Genomic DNA, 15,599 nt, shown 5'->3' with positions numbered 1-15,599 from the left:
AATCGCTATTCGCCTCATTCAAAGACATATTGACACTCAATTATCCGCATTTTCGCTCACAATAAAATTGGTTCACAGAACCTAGAGATTATGTATATCATGCTGTCCACTTAATAAATCAGAACATGTCCACACACAATTCAACTCATTTTTATACAGGGCCTAATAATTCAATGAACGATTAGATCCTGTATTCCTAAAACTCCAGTTTAAAAATTCCCTTGAAACCATTCACGCATTCTGGACCACATGCTTTTACCACTCTCGCTAAGAGTCGGCACGCTGTAGCCTCCTTCATATTGCTGTTGGAATCCGTGCAGTAGTAAACCCACCCCTGTGGCCAGTGAGGGATTGCTTGTCGCCTCCACCAATCCTGCCACATGATGTGCACACCCCTGTCTTACCGGCATTTCAAAGCATAATTCCGCCAATTCGATAGCACCGCGCACGCAGGAACCCCCACCAGTTATCACCATTCCCGCAGCAATTCGATTTTCAAATCCGCTGCGTCTTAACTCATTTCTAACCAACCTGAATAGTTCTTCATAACGTGCCGAAACCACATCAGCCAGAATTTTTGCGGAAATTTTTCGACCGGGACGTTCATTCACGCTTATAACTTCCAGCATTTCATCAGCGTTCGCAAACTCAGGCAAGGCACAGGCATGGTTGACTTTAATCACTTCTGCCGCCTTGGTTGGGGTTCTTAGCGCCATCGCGATATCATTGGTTACCTGATCGCCGGCAATTGGAATCACCGCGGTATACTGAATAGCTCCTTCGGCGAATACAGCGATGTCTGTTGTACCCCCGCCAATGTCCAATACGCAGACCCCTAACTCTTTTTCATCATCAGTAAGTACTGCATGACTGGATGCCAATTGCTCGAGAATGACATCTGATACTTCAAGACCACAGCGGCGCACACACTTTGCTATATTCTGCGCAGCACTCACCGCTCCGGTTACAATATGCACTCGGGCTTCAAGTCTAACACCTGACATGCCGGCTGGTTCGCGGATGCTTCCCTGATTATCGATAATAAATTCCTGAGGAAGGATATGCAGAATTTTTTGATCAGCAGGAATGGCGACTGCTTTTGCTGCTTCAATAACCCGCTCAACATCAGCCTGGGAGACTTCCTGATCACGAATAGCCACAATACCATGCGAATTAAGGCTGCGAATATGACTGCCGGCGATCCCGGCGTATACAGTTCGTACTTCACAGCCAGCCATTAGTTCCGCTTCCTGTACGGCTCGCTGTATTGAGTTCACAGTTGCCTCAATATCGACAACTACACCACGTTTTAAACCACGAGATGGATGGCGCCCTATACCGATCACTTCAATAGTTCCATCGGAGCTAACTTCCCCAACCAGCGCCACTACCTTTGATGTTCCTATATCCAAACCGGTTATGATATTCTTTTCTGATTTTTTAGCCATTATCTTCCCGCTTCATTTTTCCATTGCACTGCCATACCACGCGGATAGCGTAGATCGACACTTGCCAATTGCGCTGATTTTTCTGCAAAAACTGCTGGATAAGCCTTACAAAACCTTAATATTCGCTTTTCCAGGTCCCGCTTACCCAGTCGCAATTGCACGCCATTATCCAAACCAAGCTCCCAGGCATGATTGTCGCGTAATTCCAGTGAGGATGCGTGCAAACCATAAATTGATAATATCTTACTCATTTTTTTGTAAACTTGTAAGACTTCTCTGTATTGATTAGACGGTCCACTCAGCTCCGGTAGCAACATATCTGTTTGAGAATTGCCCTCATTGAACATTTCTCCATCTTCAGTCAGCATAGCGTCATTCCACTTCGCGAATGGAATTTTTTCTACCAGGGTAATTTTCAGAGTGTCCGGCCAGACTCGTTCAATATGCACTTGGCGAGTCCATTCAAAAGCTGATAGCTCCGTATGCAGTCTTCCTACCGACAAAGAGAAAAAGCTGTCATTTAAATATTTTTCCAGTACCTCTTCCAGCTGCTTATGCGAAATATGGTGGTAACTGGCTGCAATCTTTACAGTACTTATTGGGAAGCGCTCTGGATCTGCCACAAATAAATAAATCAGACGCGCCGCCAAAAAAAGGGCGCAGGCGATTAACAGTGATAATACACTCGCATAGCGCAGTTGCCCTTTTTCCCCATCCATCCTCTTGCCTCGTCTTTTATAATCGCGAAGGGCTTAAATAAGCCCGGCAATTCGTTCCTGTTCCTACTGATAATTGGTCACTAACTGTTGTTTACAGCGATGATGTCTCATCGCCAGTTCAACCAACTTATCCAGCAGATCAGGATAGCAAAGACCACTGGCATCCCAAAGCTTCGGATACATGCTGATAGGAGTAAACCCAGGCAGCGTGTTGATTTCATTAAAATAAATCTGATTAGTCTGTTCGTTAACAAAGAAATCGACTCTTGCCATTCCCTTGCACTTCAGGCGCAGAAAAATAGCGCTTGCCATTTTTTGTAATCGCTCCAGTAAAGAAGCAGGCAGACTGGCGGGAATGTGTAATTCAGTTTCTTCGCTTTCCAGGTATTTGGCCGTGTAGGAATAAAACCCATCCGCATGGTTAACTTTTATTTCACCAGCCACACTAACCAAAGGCTCGGCAGGCTGTTGACTATTCTCAAGAACTGATAATTCAATTTCCCGACCGGCAATAAACTCTTCCACCAGAATCGCTTCATCGTAGCGCAGCGCGTCGTCTACCGCGCGGGCAAGTTCTTCGGCTGTCTTGGCTTTATGAATTCCTACTGAAGAACCGAGCGAGCAGGGTTTCACAAAAAGCGGCAAACCAAATTCGCTAATCATCTGCTGGCAAAACTGCTGTTTTTCTTTCGCACTCGCATGCCAGGACAGCATGCGGTATCTCGCACTCTGAATATCACCATAGCAAGCCAGGCGTCGCGCCATGTCCTTATCCATGCCGATAGCAGACGCCAAGACGTCGCAACCTACATAGGCCGTATCTGCCAATTCCAGCAAACCTTGAATACAGCCATCTTCATATAAGGGCCCATGCATTACAGGAAAGACTACATCGGCTTCAACCGCTAAATGGCCATTGACAAACAGGCTGGGAAGAAGCCGGGATTTTTCAGTCTGCACTGGCAGGCTTTTCCCAGCGGCCAGCAGCTCCTGATAATCGTTTAAATAACATCGCCCTTCCTTATCAATACCAATAGGAATTATCCGATATTTATCGGCTCGGAGCTGAGTTAATACGGAGGCGGCAGAAATGAGTGACACTTCATGTTCGCCGGATTTTCCACCATAAAGAAGTACGAGATTAATTAAATTAGACATGTTTTGCTCCGATGATATGTACTTCGCGAATTAGTTCTACGCCTGTTTGTTGATGAACTGTTTCACGCACTAGCTCTATTAACGATTCAATATCATTAGCAGAAGCATTTCCATGTTGGTTAATAATAAAATTGGCATGTTTGGCAGATACTACAGCCCCACCCAATTGCCTTCCCTTCAACCCACAGGATTCAATTAATCGGGCCGCAAAATTGCCTGGCGGGTTTCTAAAGACTGAACCACAGTTATATTCGCTGGTGGGCTGGGTTTCGGCTCTGTGCGCGAGCAGCTCTTTAATCAGTTTAAGAGACTGTTCTTTTTCTCCCTTTTCCAGACGGCAGGTGGCCGCAATAAACCACTCATCATCAGCTAATCCAGAAACATGCCTATAGGAAATTTCAAATTCTTCAGGCTTACGAATTCTTCGTTCACCTCGTCGAGTCATAGTCTCAACCTGAACAACCGCCTTCCAGGTTTCGCTGCCAAAACAACCCGCATTCATTCGTAAAGCACCACCCATCGTTCCAGGAATACCCGCCCAGAACTCTCCGCCCGCCAGATTATTGCGTGCGCAGAAACGGGCCATTGTGGCGCAGGAAACCCCTGCTTCAACCTGAACAGTCGTCTCATCAACAAGATGAACGTTTTTCAAACATCCCTGAGTCAGAACAACCGTTCCCGGAAAACCACCATCTCGAATGAGAGAATTACTGCCCAGCCCCAGCCAGAGCAGGGGTTCATCGGCTGGCAATTGCTTCAGAAAAACAGCCAAGTCCTCAATACTCACTGGCTTATACAGTTTATGAGCCGGTCCCCCTACTCGCCAGGTGGTATAATCAGCCAAAGGCTCATGCAGCAACAACTCACCCTGATAAGTCAGCTCCGCAGATTGCAGATTGATTGTGCTCATGCTGGCTCTCTTATGGCTTGTACCAGGTTGATTGCCATTTGCCCAACATTTCCAGCACCCTGCATCAGAATGACATTACCTTCAGTAACGATTTCATCAAGGGTCGACTGCAATGTCTGCTCGTTAATAAGGCGGGCATTGGGGAAGTTTTTACGAATTTCCTGTAAAAGCGACTGACTGGAAACGCCTTCAATCGGAGCTTCTCCTGCTGAGTAAATATCCAGTAACAGTAGCTCATCGGCCAGACTCAAGGCATCTACAAACTGTGAAAAAAGGGAGTGAGTGCGGCTGTATCGGTGCGGCTGGAATATATGAATCAGACGCCGATCAGGCCACACTCGACGAAATGCGTCGATAGTTGAAATAATTTCCTGGGGATGATGGCCATAGTCGTCGACTACAATCGCACTGCCTTGTTCAAAGCGGCGCTCACCTAAAATCTGAAAGCGGCGACCCACACCCTGGAATTTGAACAGGCCATTGATAATCGCTTCATCACTCACATCAAGCTCAGTCGCAATGGCAATTGCCGCCAAAGCGTTTAATACATTATGCCTGCCCGGCCAGGAGAACTTAATCGCCAGAGGTTTGTGGGGTGCGGGCCTGATGACCGTAAACTCACTGAGCAGGCCATTCTGCGTCCAATCCACTGCTCTGAAATGTGCATCTTCCCGGAAACCATAGGTTTTGGTCGGCCGCTGGATAGCCGGCAATATACGCCGCACTTCATCATCCTCAAGACAAACCACTGCCAGACCATAAAAAGGTAAATGATGGAGAAACTCGACAAAGGTGCTGCGAAGCTTGTCAAAATTGTCATCATAAGTGGCCATATGATCGGCATCGATATTGGTAACCACAGCCATCATTGGCTTCAGGTATAAAAAGGAGGCATCGCTTTCATCCGCTTCGGCAACGAAATAAGCCGATTTACCTAATTGCGCATTACTGCCGCAGCTATTAAGCTTGCCGCCGATAACAAAACTGGGATCAAAACCACCCTCGGCCAGAATACTGCTGACCAGGCTGGTTGTAGTGGTCTTACCATGAGTACCGGCAATAGCGATCCCATGGCGAAAGCGCATAAGCTCTGCCAGCATAGCCGCCCGAGGGATAACGGGAATTAATTGCTCATGTGCTGCAATAATTTCGGGGTTTTCAGACTGGACAGCGGTTGATCGAACGACCACATCCGCGCCATGAATATTTTCCACGCGATGTCCGATGTGAACTTTAATGCCGAGAGATTGCAGGCGTTGAACCGTTTTATTTTCGCTAATATCAGAGCCGGTTACCCGATATCCTTCATTATGCAGCACCTCAGCGATACCACACATGCCAACACCGCCAATTCCAACAAAATGAATCTGTTCCACCCGCCCCATCCTTGGCGAAAGAAAGTGTCCCAAGCTATTCACACAATTCCCCTTTATTTTCTATTAGGCTGGCGATCTTAATCCCAATGATTGCCAACGATTTTCATGATCGATACGCAGCAGTAATGCAATGACCATACAATTTACCACCATACTTGCGCCCCCATAACTCAGCAGGGGTAACGTCAAGCCCTTTGTCGGCAGTAACCCTGAATTCACACCCATATTAATAGCTGCCTGTAATCCCAGCCAAAAGGTTAAACCATAGGCAGCGTAAGCAGCAAAAAGCCTCTCCTGGCTATGCGCGGTATACCCAATTAATAAACCTCGACACACCAGTATACTATACAAAATCAATACTAGAAGCACACCCAGCAAACCTAATTCTTCTGCCAGTACAGCAAATAAGAAATCCGTATGCGCCTCAGGCAAATAGAATAATTTTTGAACGCTGTCGCCAAGCCCGGCTCCCATCCATCCGCCTCGTCCGAAAGCGATTAAAGACTGGGTCAACTGGTAACCGCTATTGTATTGATCCGCCCAGGGATCAAGAAAGGCTGTCAATCTGGCGACACGATAGGGAGACGAAATAGCCAGTAAAGCCAGAGCCGCCCCTACCACCAGTAGTAAGCCGGCATAATAACGAAATTTAACCCCAGCCAGAAATAACATCGCCATCACAGTTCCGGTTATGACCACTGTGGCACCAAAGTCAGGCTCCATTAGTAGTAAAACCGCGACCACACCCAAAATAATCATGGGTTTTATAAAGCCTAGAATCGATTGTCTGATCGACTGTTGCTGCCGTACCAGGTAGCCCGAAACATAAAAGATCATGGTCATTTTGGCGAGTTCGGATACCTGAATGCCAATAGGGCCAAATGCCAGCCAGCGCCGGCTGCCATTCACTGTCCGGCCAATGCCAGGAACCAAAACCACCAGCAGCATCAAGAGGCAGACCAGCAAAAGCGGCATGCTCAATTTTTCCCAGGAGCTGCTGTCAATGCGCATGATAACCAAAGCCACCATAAAACCCGCGAACAGATAACAGAATTGGCGAATGAGAAAATGAAAAGGCTGATGATAATATTTGGTTGAAATCATAACGGCGCTTGAAGCAACCATCATCAGGCCAATGATAATCAAACCCAATACCGCCCCCATAAGCCATCTGTCATAAAGGGCTAAAGGTTTATTCGTGGGTTTACCGCGTTGAGTATAATGCCTGGGTTGCATATCGTTATAACCTTCTGACTGCTTCGCTGAACACCTCGCCCCGATGATTAAAATCTTTAAACATATCCATACTCGCACAGGCAGGAGAAAGCAGCACCACATCCCCCGGTTTAGCCTCGTCTCTGGCAAGTGCTACGGCATTATCAAGATTTGATGCTCTTAACACCGGAACGACTCCAGTCAACGCGGCTTCAATCTGGTCAGCATCTTTTCCAATTAATACAACCGAGCGCACGTATTCGCTCACAGGAGTACGCAATTCATTAAAATCAGCCCCTTTCCCCAAACCACCGGCTATCAGAACAATTCGCCCCTGCATGGCACCGCCGATTCCTGATATCGCTGATATGGCCGCTCCAATGTTGGTTCCTTTCGAGTCATTAATCCAGTCGACCCCATCCAGCGCTCTCACCCACTGGCAACGATGAGGAAGTCCGGCGAATCGGGTTAACACATCACGAATACTTTGTGTATCGATTCCTGCGGCGGTTGCTAAAGCACAGGCAGCGAGTGAATTTTGCCAATTATGCTTGCCCTTAATCAGGATATCGTTTACTGGAATGATGCAATTCTCTTCAAAGGCCAGACTGTTCATTTCTGCCTGGCGAATAATTCCCCATTGTCCGGCTGTGGGCTGACTAAAGCCAAAGCTGATTGCCTTATGAGCTGCCTCTTGCTCAATCGGTGTGGTTTGCCAGTCATCGCGATTATACACACAGAGCCCGGCATTCCGATAAACTCGCTGTTTGGAAAACCGATAAGCTTCAATGCTGTGGTGTCTGTCCAAATGATCGGGGGTGATGTTTAATATGGTGGCCGCAACCGGAGACAAGCTGTAGATTAAATCAAGCTGGAAGCTTGAGAGTTCCAGAATCCAAAGATCATAGTGTTGTTTATCATCGAGTAAATCCAGAACAGGCAGGCCGATGTTGCCTGCAACAGCCACAGACAAGCCAGCTTTTTTGGCCATCTCGCCAACCAGGGTGGTTACAGTGGACTTGCCGTTAGTGCCGGTAATTGCGACAACCGGAGCCTGGATTTCTCGCGCCAGACATTCGATATCACCAATTACCGGAATTTTTTTTTCAATCGCTTTTTGCAGAAAAGGCTCATCCAGAGAAATGCCAGGGCTGGCAATGATTTCTTTTAACTGATCATATATTTCATCTGGAAACTGCCCCAGGAAAATATCAACTCCTGGAAAATCAGTTCTGAATTCGCTTAAACCAGCAGGTTCTGCGCGGGTATCAAATACCACAAAAGGTAAATTACGACGATGTAGATAGCCTGCTATTGAACGCCCTGTTTTTCCAAGACCGGCAACCAGATACAATGATTGATTCATAATTTTCCTATCGTAACTTTAATGTAGCCAAACCACAAAGAACGAAGATTATTGTCATAATCCAGAAACGCACGATAACCTTAGGTTCCGACCAGCCTTTTAACTCAAAATGATGATGCAGGGGCGCCATACGGAACAAGCGTTTGCCACCGGTATATTTAAAATAACCCACCTGTAAAATTACCGACATAGTTTCCAATACAAACAAGCCGCCCATGATCAGGAGAACCAGCTCTTGTCTAACTACTACTGCAACCGTTCCCAAGGCAGCGCCCAATGCCAATGAGCCGACATCGCCCATAAACACCTGAGCCGGATAGGTGTTGTACCAGAGAAAGCCAAGCCCTGCGCCCAAAACCGCTGAGCAGAATATAGTCAGCTCGCCAGTATCAGGTACAAAGGGGATAGACAGATAATGAGCATACACCGCATTGCTGCTGGCATAGGCAAATACACCAAGCGCTCCAGCAACCATTATAATAGGCACTATGGCCAGACCATCCAGTCCATCGGTCAGATTCACCGCATTACTACTGCCAACGATAACAAAATAAGCCAGTATCGGGAATAGCGGTCCCAGATTGACTATCAGATTTTTGAAGAAAGGGATAGTGAGCTGGGTATGCACCGGCAAGTTGGCATTGAGGTATAAATAAAGTACGGCCAGGATTGCGATTACCGATTGCCAGAAATATTTCCAACGCCCTGGCAAACCCCTGCTGTTTTTACGAACGACTTTACGATAATCGTCAATCCAGCCTACCGCACCAAAGCCCAGTGTTACCAGCAGAACCAGCCACAAGGCGGGTTGATGTAAATCGCCCCATAATAAGCTGCTGGCAGTAATCCCCACAAGAATCAGTACGCCCCCCATAGTGGGTGTTCCTGCCTTTGACAAATGAGTTTGCGGACCGTCATTACGCACCACTTGCCCCATCTGCAAATTGCGAAGCCAGCGAATCATTAATGGACCGCAAAACAGGCTTACTAAAAGAGCCGTGAGTGCCGCAAGAATTGAGCGAAAGGTCAAATATTGAAACACTCTGAACGCATGATACTGTCCCTGTATAAGCTGCGTTAACCAGTAAAGCATGTTGGGAATTCCTCAAAAATAATTAATATTTAAATACTTTTTCTGCCAGTTGTTTTTTTCCAGCAAAATACAAACGCAAAACCGGGCAAGAATACCACAAACCAGGCTTCAATTTGTAGCCCGCCTTGAGACAAGCGTATTGCCATTAAGTTAAGATCAATTTTCTATTAACCTGTCGTCCCCGCGAAGGCGGGGATCCATCCCTGATCTCGCTATAATGCCAACTGAGGAATGGATTCCCGCCTTCGCGGGAATGACAAAGCTTTCTCAACTTAGTGGCAGTGTCCGCAGGGCCACATCAAGCCACTAACTGGTGGACAATATTCTCCATTGCAGCCGATCGAGAGCCCTTTACCAATACTGTCGTGCTGCTGTCCAATTGCGGCAGTAAATCCTGGGCCAGGGCGTCCTGACTGGTGTAATGTCTGGCAGCCTGACCAAATGCCTTGCTGGTGAATTCGCTTTGCCGGCCACAGGTCAGGAGTAAATCGATGCCGTGAGACAGAGCGGCCTGACCAATTTCTTCATGATGTTTTTGTGTCCAGGCACCCAGTTCACCCATATCACCCAAAACTAAAATACGCTTGCCCTGCCGCTTCGACAGCACATCGACAGCCGTTAATACTGAGCGAAGATTAGCATTATAGGTATCATCAATGACAATGGAATTATTTTTACCGGCCAAATAAGTCATCCTGCCTTTTACACCCGAAAAGGTATTGAGACCATTGGCAATATCTACAGAACTAATACCGGCAGCATAAGTACAACTTGAGGCTGCCAGCGCATTACGAATAGAATGCTCTCCAGGAACCTGAAGATGAATTTTCTCACTTCCATTAGGTAGTATCAGGGTAAATGAGGCACATCCTTTATCATCATAAGTAATGTCCCGGGCATGAACATCGCCAGTGTGCAATCCAAAACGCAGGACTTTTCTGTCGGTAAATAGTCCATCCCAGAAATGGGCATAATGATCATCCTGATTAACAACAGCAGTGCCATTTTCGGACAAGCCTTCGTAGATTTCTCCCTTGGCACGGGCTACTCCATCAATAGAGCCAAAGCCTTCGATATGTGCCGGAGCAATGTTATTAATCAAAGCAATTTGCGGTTTGACTATGGCAACCGTATGAGCAATCTCTCCCGGATGATTCGCTCCCAATTCAAATACTGCATAGCGATGCGCTTTGCTTAACTGCAGGACACTGAGCGGTGCGCCAATATGGTTATTCAGATTGCCAAAGGTTGCATGGGAAGGCTTGGGTAAAATCGATGCAATCATTTCCTTAACGGTTGTTTTACCATTGCTTCCTGTCAGGGCAATCACCGGACAATCAATACTCTGGCGGTGGGCTTTGGCCAGTTCAGTCATTGCCGTTAGAGAATTGTCCACCAGAATCTGGGGTATATTCGCCTCTGGATGCTTTTGCTCACAAATAACAGCCGCCGCGCCATTCGCCTGGGCGTCCAGAATAAATTCATAACCATTAAGGCGTTCACCCTGTAACGCGACAAATAAATCGCCCTTTTTTACCTGTCGGCTATCAATCACAATCCGCTGAATTTCACCTGCGAATTCAGGGCATCCCAGTATCTTTGTAATTTCTTCTAATTTCATGAACTCTCGTCCTTCCGGAATTGCTTCATTTGGGTTTTAAATTCTGCTCAGTTCAAAAGCTAGTGGGCAAGTTCAATCAAATCTCTTTCCTCTTCCGGAATATTAAGCATCTGATAATACCTTGCCATACCTTCTTCGTTTAAAACTCGCTGCTGATCATCCAGTAAACGCGCATCCAGGCCCTCACTTAATAATCTCGCAGTTTCAAACATGGCTCTGATTCGTTCGGCATCCACCTCTGGTTCGCCGGAAGTCTGCATAAAGAGGCACAGGCCTTTTACGCTGAACGCACCGATATTCTGCAAATCAAATACCCCTGTTGCGGTTGCCGCAGCCAGACTGCAAAGAACAGCTCCCTGACCATTGGCTTGCTGATGGCGGTGAAATAACTGACCTTCTCCAAAACGCAGACCCGCAGCCAGCACTGTCTGTAACAGCTCATAGCCAGCCAGCTGGCGATTTTCCTTAGCCTGTAAAAACAACATGATCATTTTTCCAGGTTTAACCCTCGGTTGTTTTTTCTCTTCTACGACCGCTCTTACCACGGGTGTTTTGACTTCACGAACTGGATGCTTTCTGATTTCAGGCTCCTCTTTCACTTCAGGAGAAGCGGTATTGTCCTGAGTCAATTTGCGTACAGCGATAATGTCATCAAATGAACGGTTCTCCGCAGCGGTTCCCAGCGTGGGTTTGGCTTGCTGATTCACCGCCGTACTGAAACTTTGCCGCCTGGCTTTCATTAATCGCCCGATTGCGATTACCACCCCAATGAGTAATACCACATTGAGAATCAGACTCCAGTTTGCCTGCATGTTTGACTCCTATTAATTCGTCTTCAAGGTTTTAACTCACCTTCCCAGACATTTGATTTTTATAAATTATGATTCGGTCATTACTAAAGCTTGTTCAACATCGACAGTGACCACTCGCGATACACCGGGTTCCCTCATAGTGACACCAATTAAGTGATCCGCCAACTCCATTGCGATCTTATTGTGAGTAATAAACAGGAATTGTACGAATTGTGACATTTCTTTAACCAAAGCACAAAATCTTCCGACATTCACATCATCAAGCGGCGCATCCACTTCGTCCAACATACAAAACGGTGAAGGATTTAATTGAAATATGGCAAATACCAGAGCAACAGCTGTCATAGCCTTTTCACCGCCTGATAGCAGATGAATCGTACTATTGCGCTTGCCCGGGGGCTGAGCCATTACCATGATTCCCGCTTCCAGAAGATTATCACAGGTTAATTCAAGAAAGGCTCGCCCTCCACCAAAAAGGCGCGGGAAAAGACTTTGAAAACGCGAATTCACCTCATCAAAGGTAATTTGTAAACGCTGCCGCGTTTCTTTATCCATTTTTTCAATAGCCGCCTCAAGCGTCGACAGCGCCTCTGTTAAATCGTTGTGCTGTTCGTCAAGATACAATTTACGCTGAGCTTCGGTTTCGTATTCTTCGATAGCGGCAAGATTGATTGCACCAAGCCGGCCAATTTTGTCAACAATTTCCTGTAACTGCCGTTCGCATAATGCCCAAGTACTTTCCTCAGGAATTTCATTTAGAATGTCCTGAGGATTTACATTCAATTCATTAAGATTTTCCAGAACAGTATCAATCCGAACAGTCAAGGTCTGCAGCTGTAATTGTTCCTGCTGCGTTTTATCCTGCAGGGTTTTGGCGGCAGATTCCTCTGCTTTGTAAAATGATTCCTGATGAGACAAACTTTGGTTTAAACTGTCAATTGCCTCCCTGTACTGGCAAAGCACATCTTCCAGCTCCTGATGCTGAGCCAGTTTGTCATCCAGGGAATTGGTCCTGCTGCTATCAGGTGTTTCAAGCTCAAATAAACGCTGTGCGATTTTTTCCAGACGTTCCCCAATAGTCTGCTGCCTGACTTCCTCTCGCTGAATGTTGGCACTCAGCTGCTTATTAATCAGGGCTTCTCTCTCTCGCTGCAATTCTATCTGATGGATGCGGCTGCGGCAGTCGTCCAGGGACTGACGGCGCGCCTTGCTATGCTCATCCCAGATCTGCTTTTCAGCATTAAAACGAGTCTGTTCCTGCTCATAACGCTGCAATTCCTGTTGGGTGAGGCTGAGTTTGATTTGAACGTCTTCTTTTTCCAGATTTAGCTCTTCGAGCTGCTGATACAGCTCATGCGTCTCATCATCATAACGGTGGCGCATTTGTTTCTGATGCGCAATCTGTCGTTCCAGTGCGTCTATTTCCGCTTTCAGCTGTCTTTGCTGATCCTGCCTCTGTCGACGATTATCCTGCCAGTTCTCAAGCTCGAACTCTTTATTCTGAATTTGTTCGCGAACTTCCTCTAATTGACCCTGAAGCACCTCCAATACCGCTTCGCATTCGGCCAGTTTTTCACGGCAGTGATTTAATTGCTGCTGCTTGACCAGCAAGCTCTCACCGGATTGCTCTTGCGGCAAAATGACCTGTAGCCAAGCTTGCGCCATCCAGATTCCTTGCGGAGTAATCACAGACTCTTCGGGCTTGAGTCTCGGCAGCCACGCACGCGCCTGCTCCAAATCTTCGGCTGCATAAATTCGACCAAGATTAACCGCGGATTCAGGAATCAGCCCCTGAATTTTATCGGCAAGGCAGGGAATGTCCTGTTTAACCTGTGCAGTGTGCGCCGCGGTGGTGAAGGTTCCCCCGGTAATTTGCTGTTCGCTGAGCGCCGGCATTAATTCGCTGATATCGTCCACAACGACTGCATGCATACCCAGTCCCAGGATTAACTCAATCGCATATTCCCAGCCTTTTTCCACCTGCATTTTTTCAATAAGACGGGGCCTGGCTGACCAGGGTTGTGGGATTGTATGCTGCTGGTTAACCCGATTGTGCAGGGCAGCACTTAAACTGGCCTGCTCTACATTTAACTGATGTGAGCGGCTTTGTTGCTGACGCAGACTGCTTTCAGTTTCATTCGCCAGGCGCTTCAATGCCTGGATATCGGCCATAAGAAGCTGGCTCTGTGTTTCAGCCTGTTCAGATTGTTCTGCTGTTTCAGACAGGGCATCCTGCAACCCATTGAATTGCTCATCAAGCCCGTCTATGGGGGTGAGTTGCTGCTTCTCGATAGTAATTTTTTCCAGCCTGATTTGACATTCCTGCGTTCGCTGCTGAATATGCTGCAGGCGTAGTTGCTCAAGCTGGCTGTCACGTGTAAGTTTGTTTAAATGGGTGCTTACTTCACCGGCGGTATTCTGCCAGGCGGCAAATTCTTCCTGCAGCGATTGATAAGCCTGGGTACATTCATCCAGCTCATCGCGCAAGCTATCCAGTCTGACGTCCAGTTCTTTCTGATTAAGCTCACTGGATGCCAGGGTTTCAGCATCCAGTTGCAATTGCTCGCAAACCGTCTGCCAGTCATTCTGTAATTGCTGTTGATCGCTCTGCAGACGTTGTTTTTCGCGATGCTGCTGTTCACGACTTTCTTCCAGGCGGGCTATTTCAGTAGCCAGCTGATAAAATTGCTCCTGCAGTAACTGAAACTGCTGGTTCTTTTGATACAGACTCTCACGCATTTCCGTACATACCCGATAGGCAGTCGTGGATTGCGTTTGATGTTGTTCATGGCTAATGAGCAACTGGGCGAGATTTTTACGGGTTTGTTCCTGTTCCTTGATTAAGGCATCCCATTTTAAAGCCAGGATTTCGGCTTTGCATCGCTTTTCCTGCTCCACTAACTCCTGATAACGCGCGGCGGTTTTAGCCTGGCGTTCGAGGCGCTGCAATTGCTTGCCCAACTCTTCCCGGACGTCAGCGACGCGTAAGAGATTTTCGCGGGTATGACCAATTCTTAGCACAGTTTCCCGCCGTCTTTCCTTGTATTTGGAAATCCCCGCGGCCTCTTCCAGAAAGGCGCGTAACTCCTCTGGTCTGGCTTCGATAATTTTGGAAATAGTTCCCTGGCCAATAATTGAGTAACCGCGGGCGCCGGCACCGGTTCCCAAAAAAATATCGGTAATATCGCGGCGGCGGCAGCGGGTTCCGTTTAAAAAATAGGAGGAATCGCCGTCGCGGGTGATTAGGCGCTTGACTGAAATTTCCTGATAACTGGCGTATTGACCCGTTAAACGGCCCATGCTGTTATCAAATACCAGTTCAACCGAAGCCTGGCCCACTGCTTTTCGGGTTGATGAGCCATTGAATATGACATCGGTCATCGATTCACCGCGCAGGTTTTTTGCAGCGCTTTCACCCATTACCCAACGCACCGCATCGATGACATTGGATTTTCCGCAACCATTAGGCCCGACGACAGCGACAAGCTGACTTGGGAATGGAATTACGGTTGGATCTACGAAAGATTTGAAACCTGCCAGTTTTAATTGTTTAAGCTGCATGGAATGAAGGGCAATCGATTATTGAAAAATTGTACCTTAATACCTCTAATGAAGAGAAGGTTTTGGCTGCATTATTTTCCCGGCAGACAATGTCATTCCAGCACGGCGTTGTTGCGTAAATAGTATATGCAACAACCTGTTATCTTTGTGAACAAACAACAATATTTTTTTAAGATAGGCAATATCCTGTCACAAACTGGCTTCAAAGTGCCAGGACTATGTCGTGTGATAGGCTATACTTGAGAAACAAGCAGCCATTTTTCTGACAGCCAGCTTCCTTGGCAGGCTGCAAGCGCCTGAAACTACCAGAGAGGGTTGGA

At 47.1% G+C, this 15,599-nt stretch carries 11 protein-coding genes; all 11 read right to left on the bottom strand.

The annotated features are described in order from the left end of the window. Window positions 1-209: 209 nt before the first annotated feature. Window positions 210-1,448 (bottom strand): cell division protein FtsA, encoded by a 1,239-nt coding sequence (ftsA, locus tag LXA66_RS09900; RefSeq protein ID WP_112219284.1) that lies wholly within the window; start codon window positions 1,446-1,448, stop codon window positions 210-212. Continuing rightward, entirely contained in the window at window positions 1,448-2,167 is a 720-nt protein-coding gene (locus LXA66_RS09895; RefSeq protein ID WP_233013006.1) for a cell division protein FtsQ/DivIB, read from the bottom strand. Before LXA66_RS09895 ends, ftsA begins: the two co-directional genes overlap by 1 nt. Before the next feature lie 63 nt (window positions 2,168-2,230). Beyond that, window positions 2,231-3,325 (bottom strand): D-alanine--D-alanine ligase family protein, encoded by a 1,095-nt coding sequence (locus LXA66_RS09890; RefSeq protein WP_233013005.1) that lies wholly within the window; start codon window positions 3,323-3,325, stop codon window positions 2,231-2,233. After that, window positions 3,318-4,235, bottom strand: coding sequence for a UDP-N-acetylmuramate dehydrogenase (gene murB, locus LXA66_RS09885; RefSeq protein WP_233013004.1), 918 nt, complete (start codon window positions 4,233-4,235; stop codon window positions 3,318-3,320). Before murB ends, LXA66_RS09890 begins: the two co-directional genes overlap by 8 nt. Further along, the gene (murC, locus tag LXA66_RS09880) at window positions 4,232-5,620 is read right to left on the bottom strand and encodes a UDP-N-acetylmuramate--L-alanine ligase (protein WP_255665354.1); all 1,389 of its coding nucleotides are present in this window, start codon (window positions 5,618-5,620) and stop codon (window positions 4,232-4,234) included. The genes murB and murC overlap by 4 nt, the downstream gene beginning before the upstream one ends. A gap of 54 nt (window positions 5,621-5,674) precedes the next feature. Continuing rightward, window positions 5,675-6,847: a putative lipid II flippase FtsW gene (gene ftsW / locus LXA66_RS09875; RefSeq protein ID WP_058506297.1), complete on the bottom strand. Its 1,173-nt coding sequence runs from the start codon at window positions 6,845-6,847 to the stop codon at window positions 5,675-5,677. Window positions 6,848-6,851: 4 nt separating this feature from the next. Continuing rightward, a complete protein-coding gene (gene murD, locus LXA66_RS09870; RefSeq protein WP_233013002.1) occupies window positions 6,852-8,192 on the bottom strand; it encodes a UDP-N-acetylmuramoyl-L-alanine--D-glutamate ligase in 1,341 nt (446 codons plus the stop codon). A gap of 7 nt (window positions 8,193-8,199) precedes the next feature. Further along, on the bottom strand, window positions 8,200-9,285 hold the full coding sequence (gene mraY / locus LXA66_RS09865; protein ID WP_058506299.1) for a phospho-N-acetylmuramoyl-pentapeptide-transferase: 1,086 nt from the start codon (window positions 9,283-9,285) through the stop codon (window positions 8,200-8,202). Between the two features lie 298 nt (window positions 9,286-9,583). Then, window positions 9,584-10,906 (bottom strand): UDP-N-acetylmuramoyl-tripeptide--D-alanyl-D-alanine ligase, encoded by a 1,323-nt coding sequence (murF, locus tag LXA66_RS09860; protein WP_233013001.1) that lies wholly within the window; start codon window positions 10,904-10,906, stop codon window positions 9,584-9,586. Window positions 10,907-10,965: 59 nt separating this feature from the next. Continuing rightward, window positions 10,966-11,718 (bottom strand): cell division protein ZipA C-terminal FtsZ-binding domain-containing protein, encoded by a 753-nt coding sequence (locus LXA66_RS09855; protein WP_233013000.1) that lies wholly within the window; start codon window positions 11,716-11,718, stop codon window positions 10,966-10,968. Between the two features lie 66 nt (window positions 11,719-11,784). Further along, window positions 11,785-15,279 carry a chromosome segregation protein SMC gene (gene smc, locus LXA66_RS09850; RefSeq protein ID WP_233012999.1) on the bottom strand — a complete coding sequence of 1,165 codons (3,495 nt, stop codon included), beginning with the start codon at window positions 15,277-15,279 and terminating at the stop codon, window positions 11,785-11,787. Window positions 15,280-15,599: the final 320 nt, after the last annotated feature.

This window comes from Legionella sp. 16cNR16C, assembly GCF_021297775.1.
Taxonomy (GTDB): Bacteria; Pseudomonadota; Gammaproteobacteria; order Legionellales; family Legionellaceae; genus Legionella_C; species Legionella_C quinlivanii_A.
Note: the sequence above shows the minus strand (reverse complement) of the source record. Positions and strands in the feature narration are given on the sequence as shown.

Coding starts and splice junctions, on each gene's coding strand:
- ftsA (WP_112219284.1), bottom strand. CDS start 1,448: ATGGCTAAAAAATCAGAAAAGAATATCATAACCGGTTTGGATATAGGA.
- LXA66_RS09895 (WP_233013006.1), bottom strand. CDS start 2,167: ATGGATGGGGAAAAAGGGCAACTGCGCTATGCGAGTGTATTATCACTG.
- LXA66_RS09890 (WP_233013005.1), bottom strand. CDS start 3,325: ATGTCTAATTTAATTAATCTCGTACTTCTTTATGGTGGAAAATCCGGC.
- murB (WP_233013004.1), bottom strand. CDS start 4,235: ATGAGCACAATCAATCTGCAATCTGCGGAGCTGACTTATCAGGGTGAG.
- murC (WP_255665354.1), bottom strand. CDS start 5,620: ATGGGGCGGGTGGAACAGATTCATTTTGTTGGAATTGGCGGTGTTGGC.
- ftsW (WP_058506297.1), bottom strand. CDS start 6,847: ATGCAACCCAGGCATTATACTCAACGCGGTAAACCCACGAATAAACCT.
- murD (WP_233013002.1), bottom strand. CDS start 8,192: ATGAATCAATCATTGTATCTGGTTGCCGGTCTTGGAAAAACAGGGCGT.
- mraY (WP_058506299.1), bottom strand. CDS start 9,285: ATGCTTTACTGGTTAACGCAGCTTATACAGGGACAGTATCATGCGTTC.
- murF (WP_233013001.1), bottom strand. CDS start 10,906: ATGAAATTAGAAGAAATTACAAAGATACTGGGATGCCCTGAATTCGCA.
- LXA66_RS09855 (WP_233013000.1), bottom strand. CDS start 11,718: ATGCAGGCAAACTGGAGTCTGATTCTCAATGTGGTATTACTCATTGGG.
- smc (WP_233012999.1), bottom strand. CDS start 15,279: ATGCAGCTTAAACAATTAAAACTGGCAGGTTTCAAATCTTTCGTAGAT.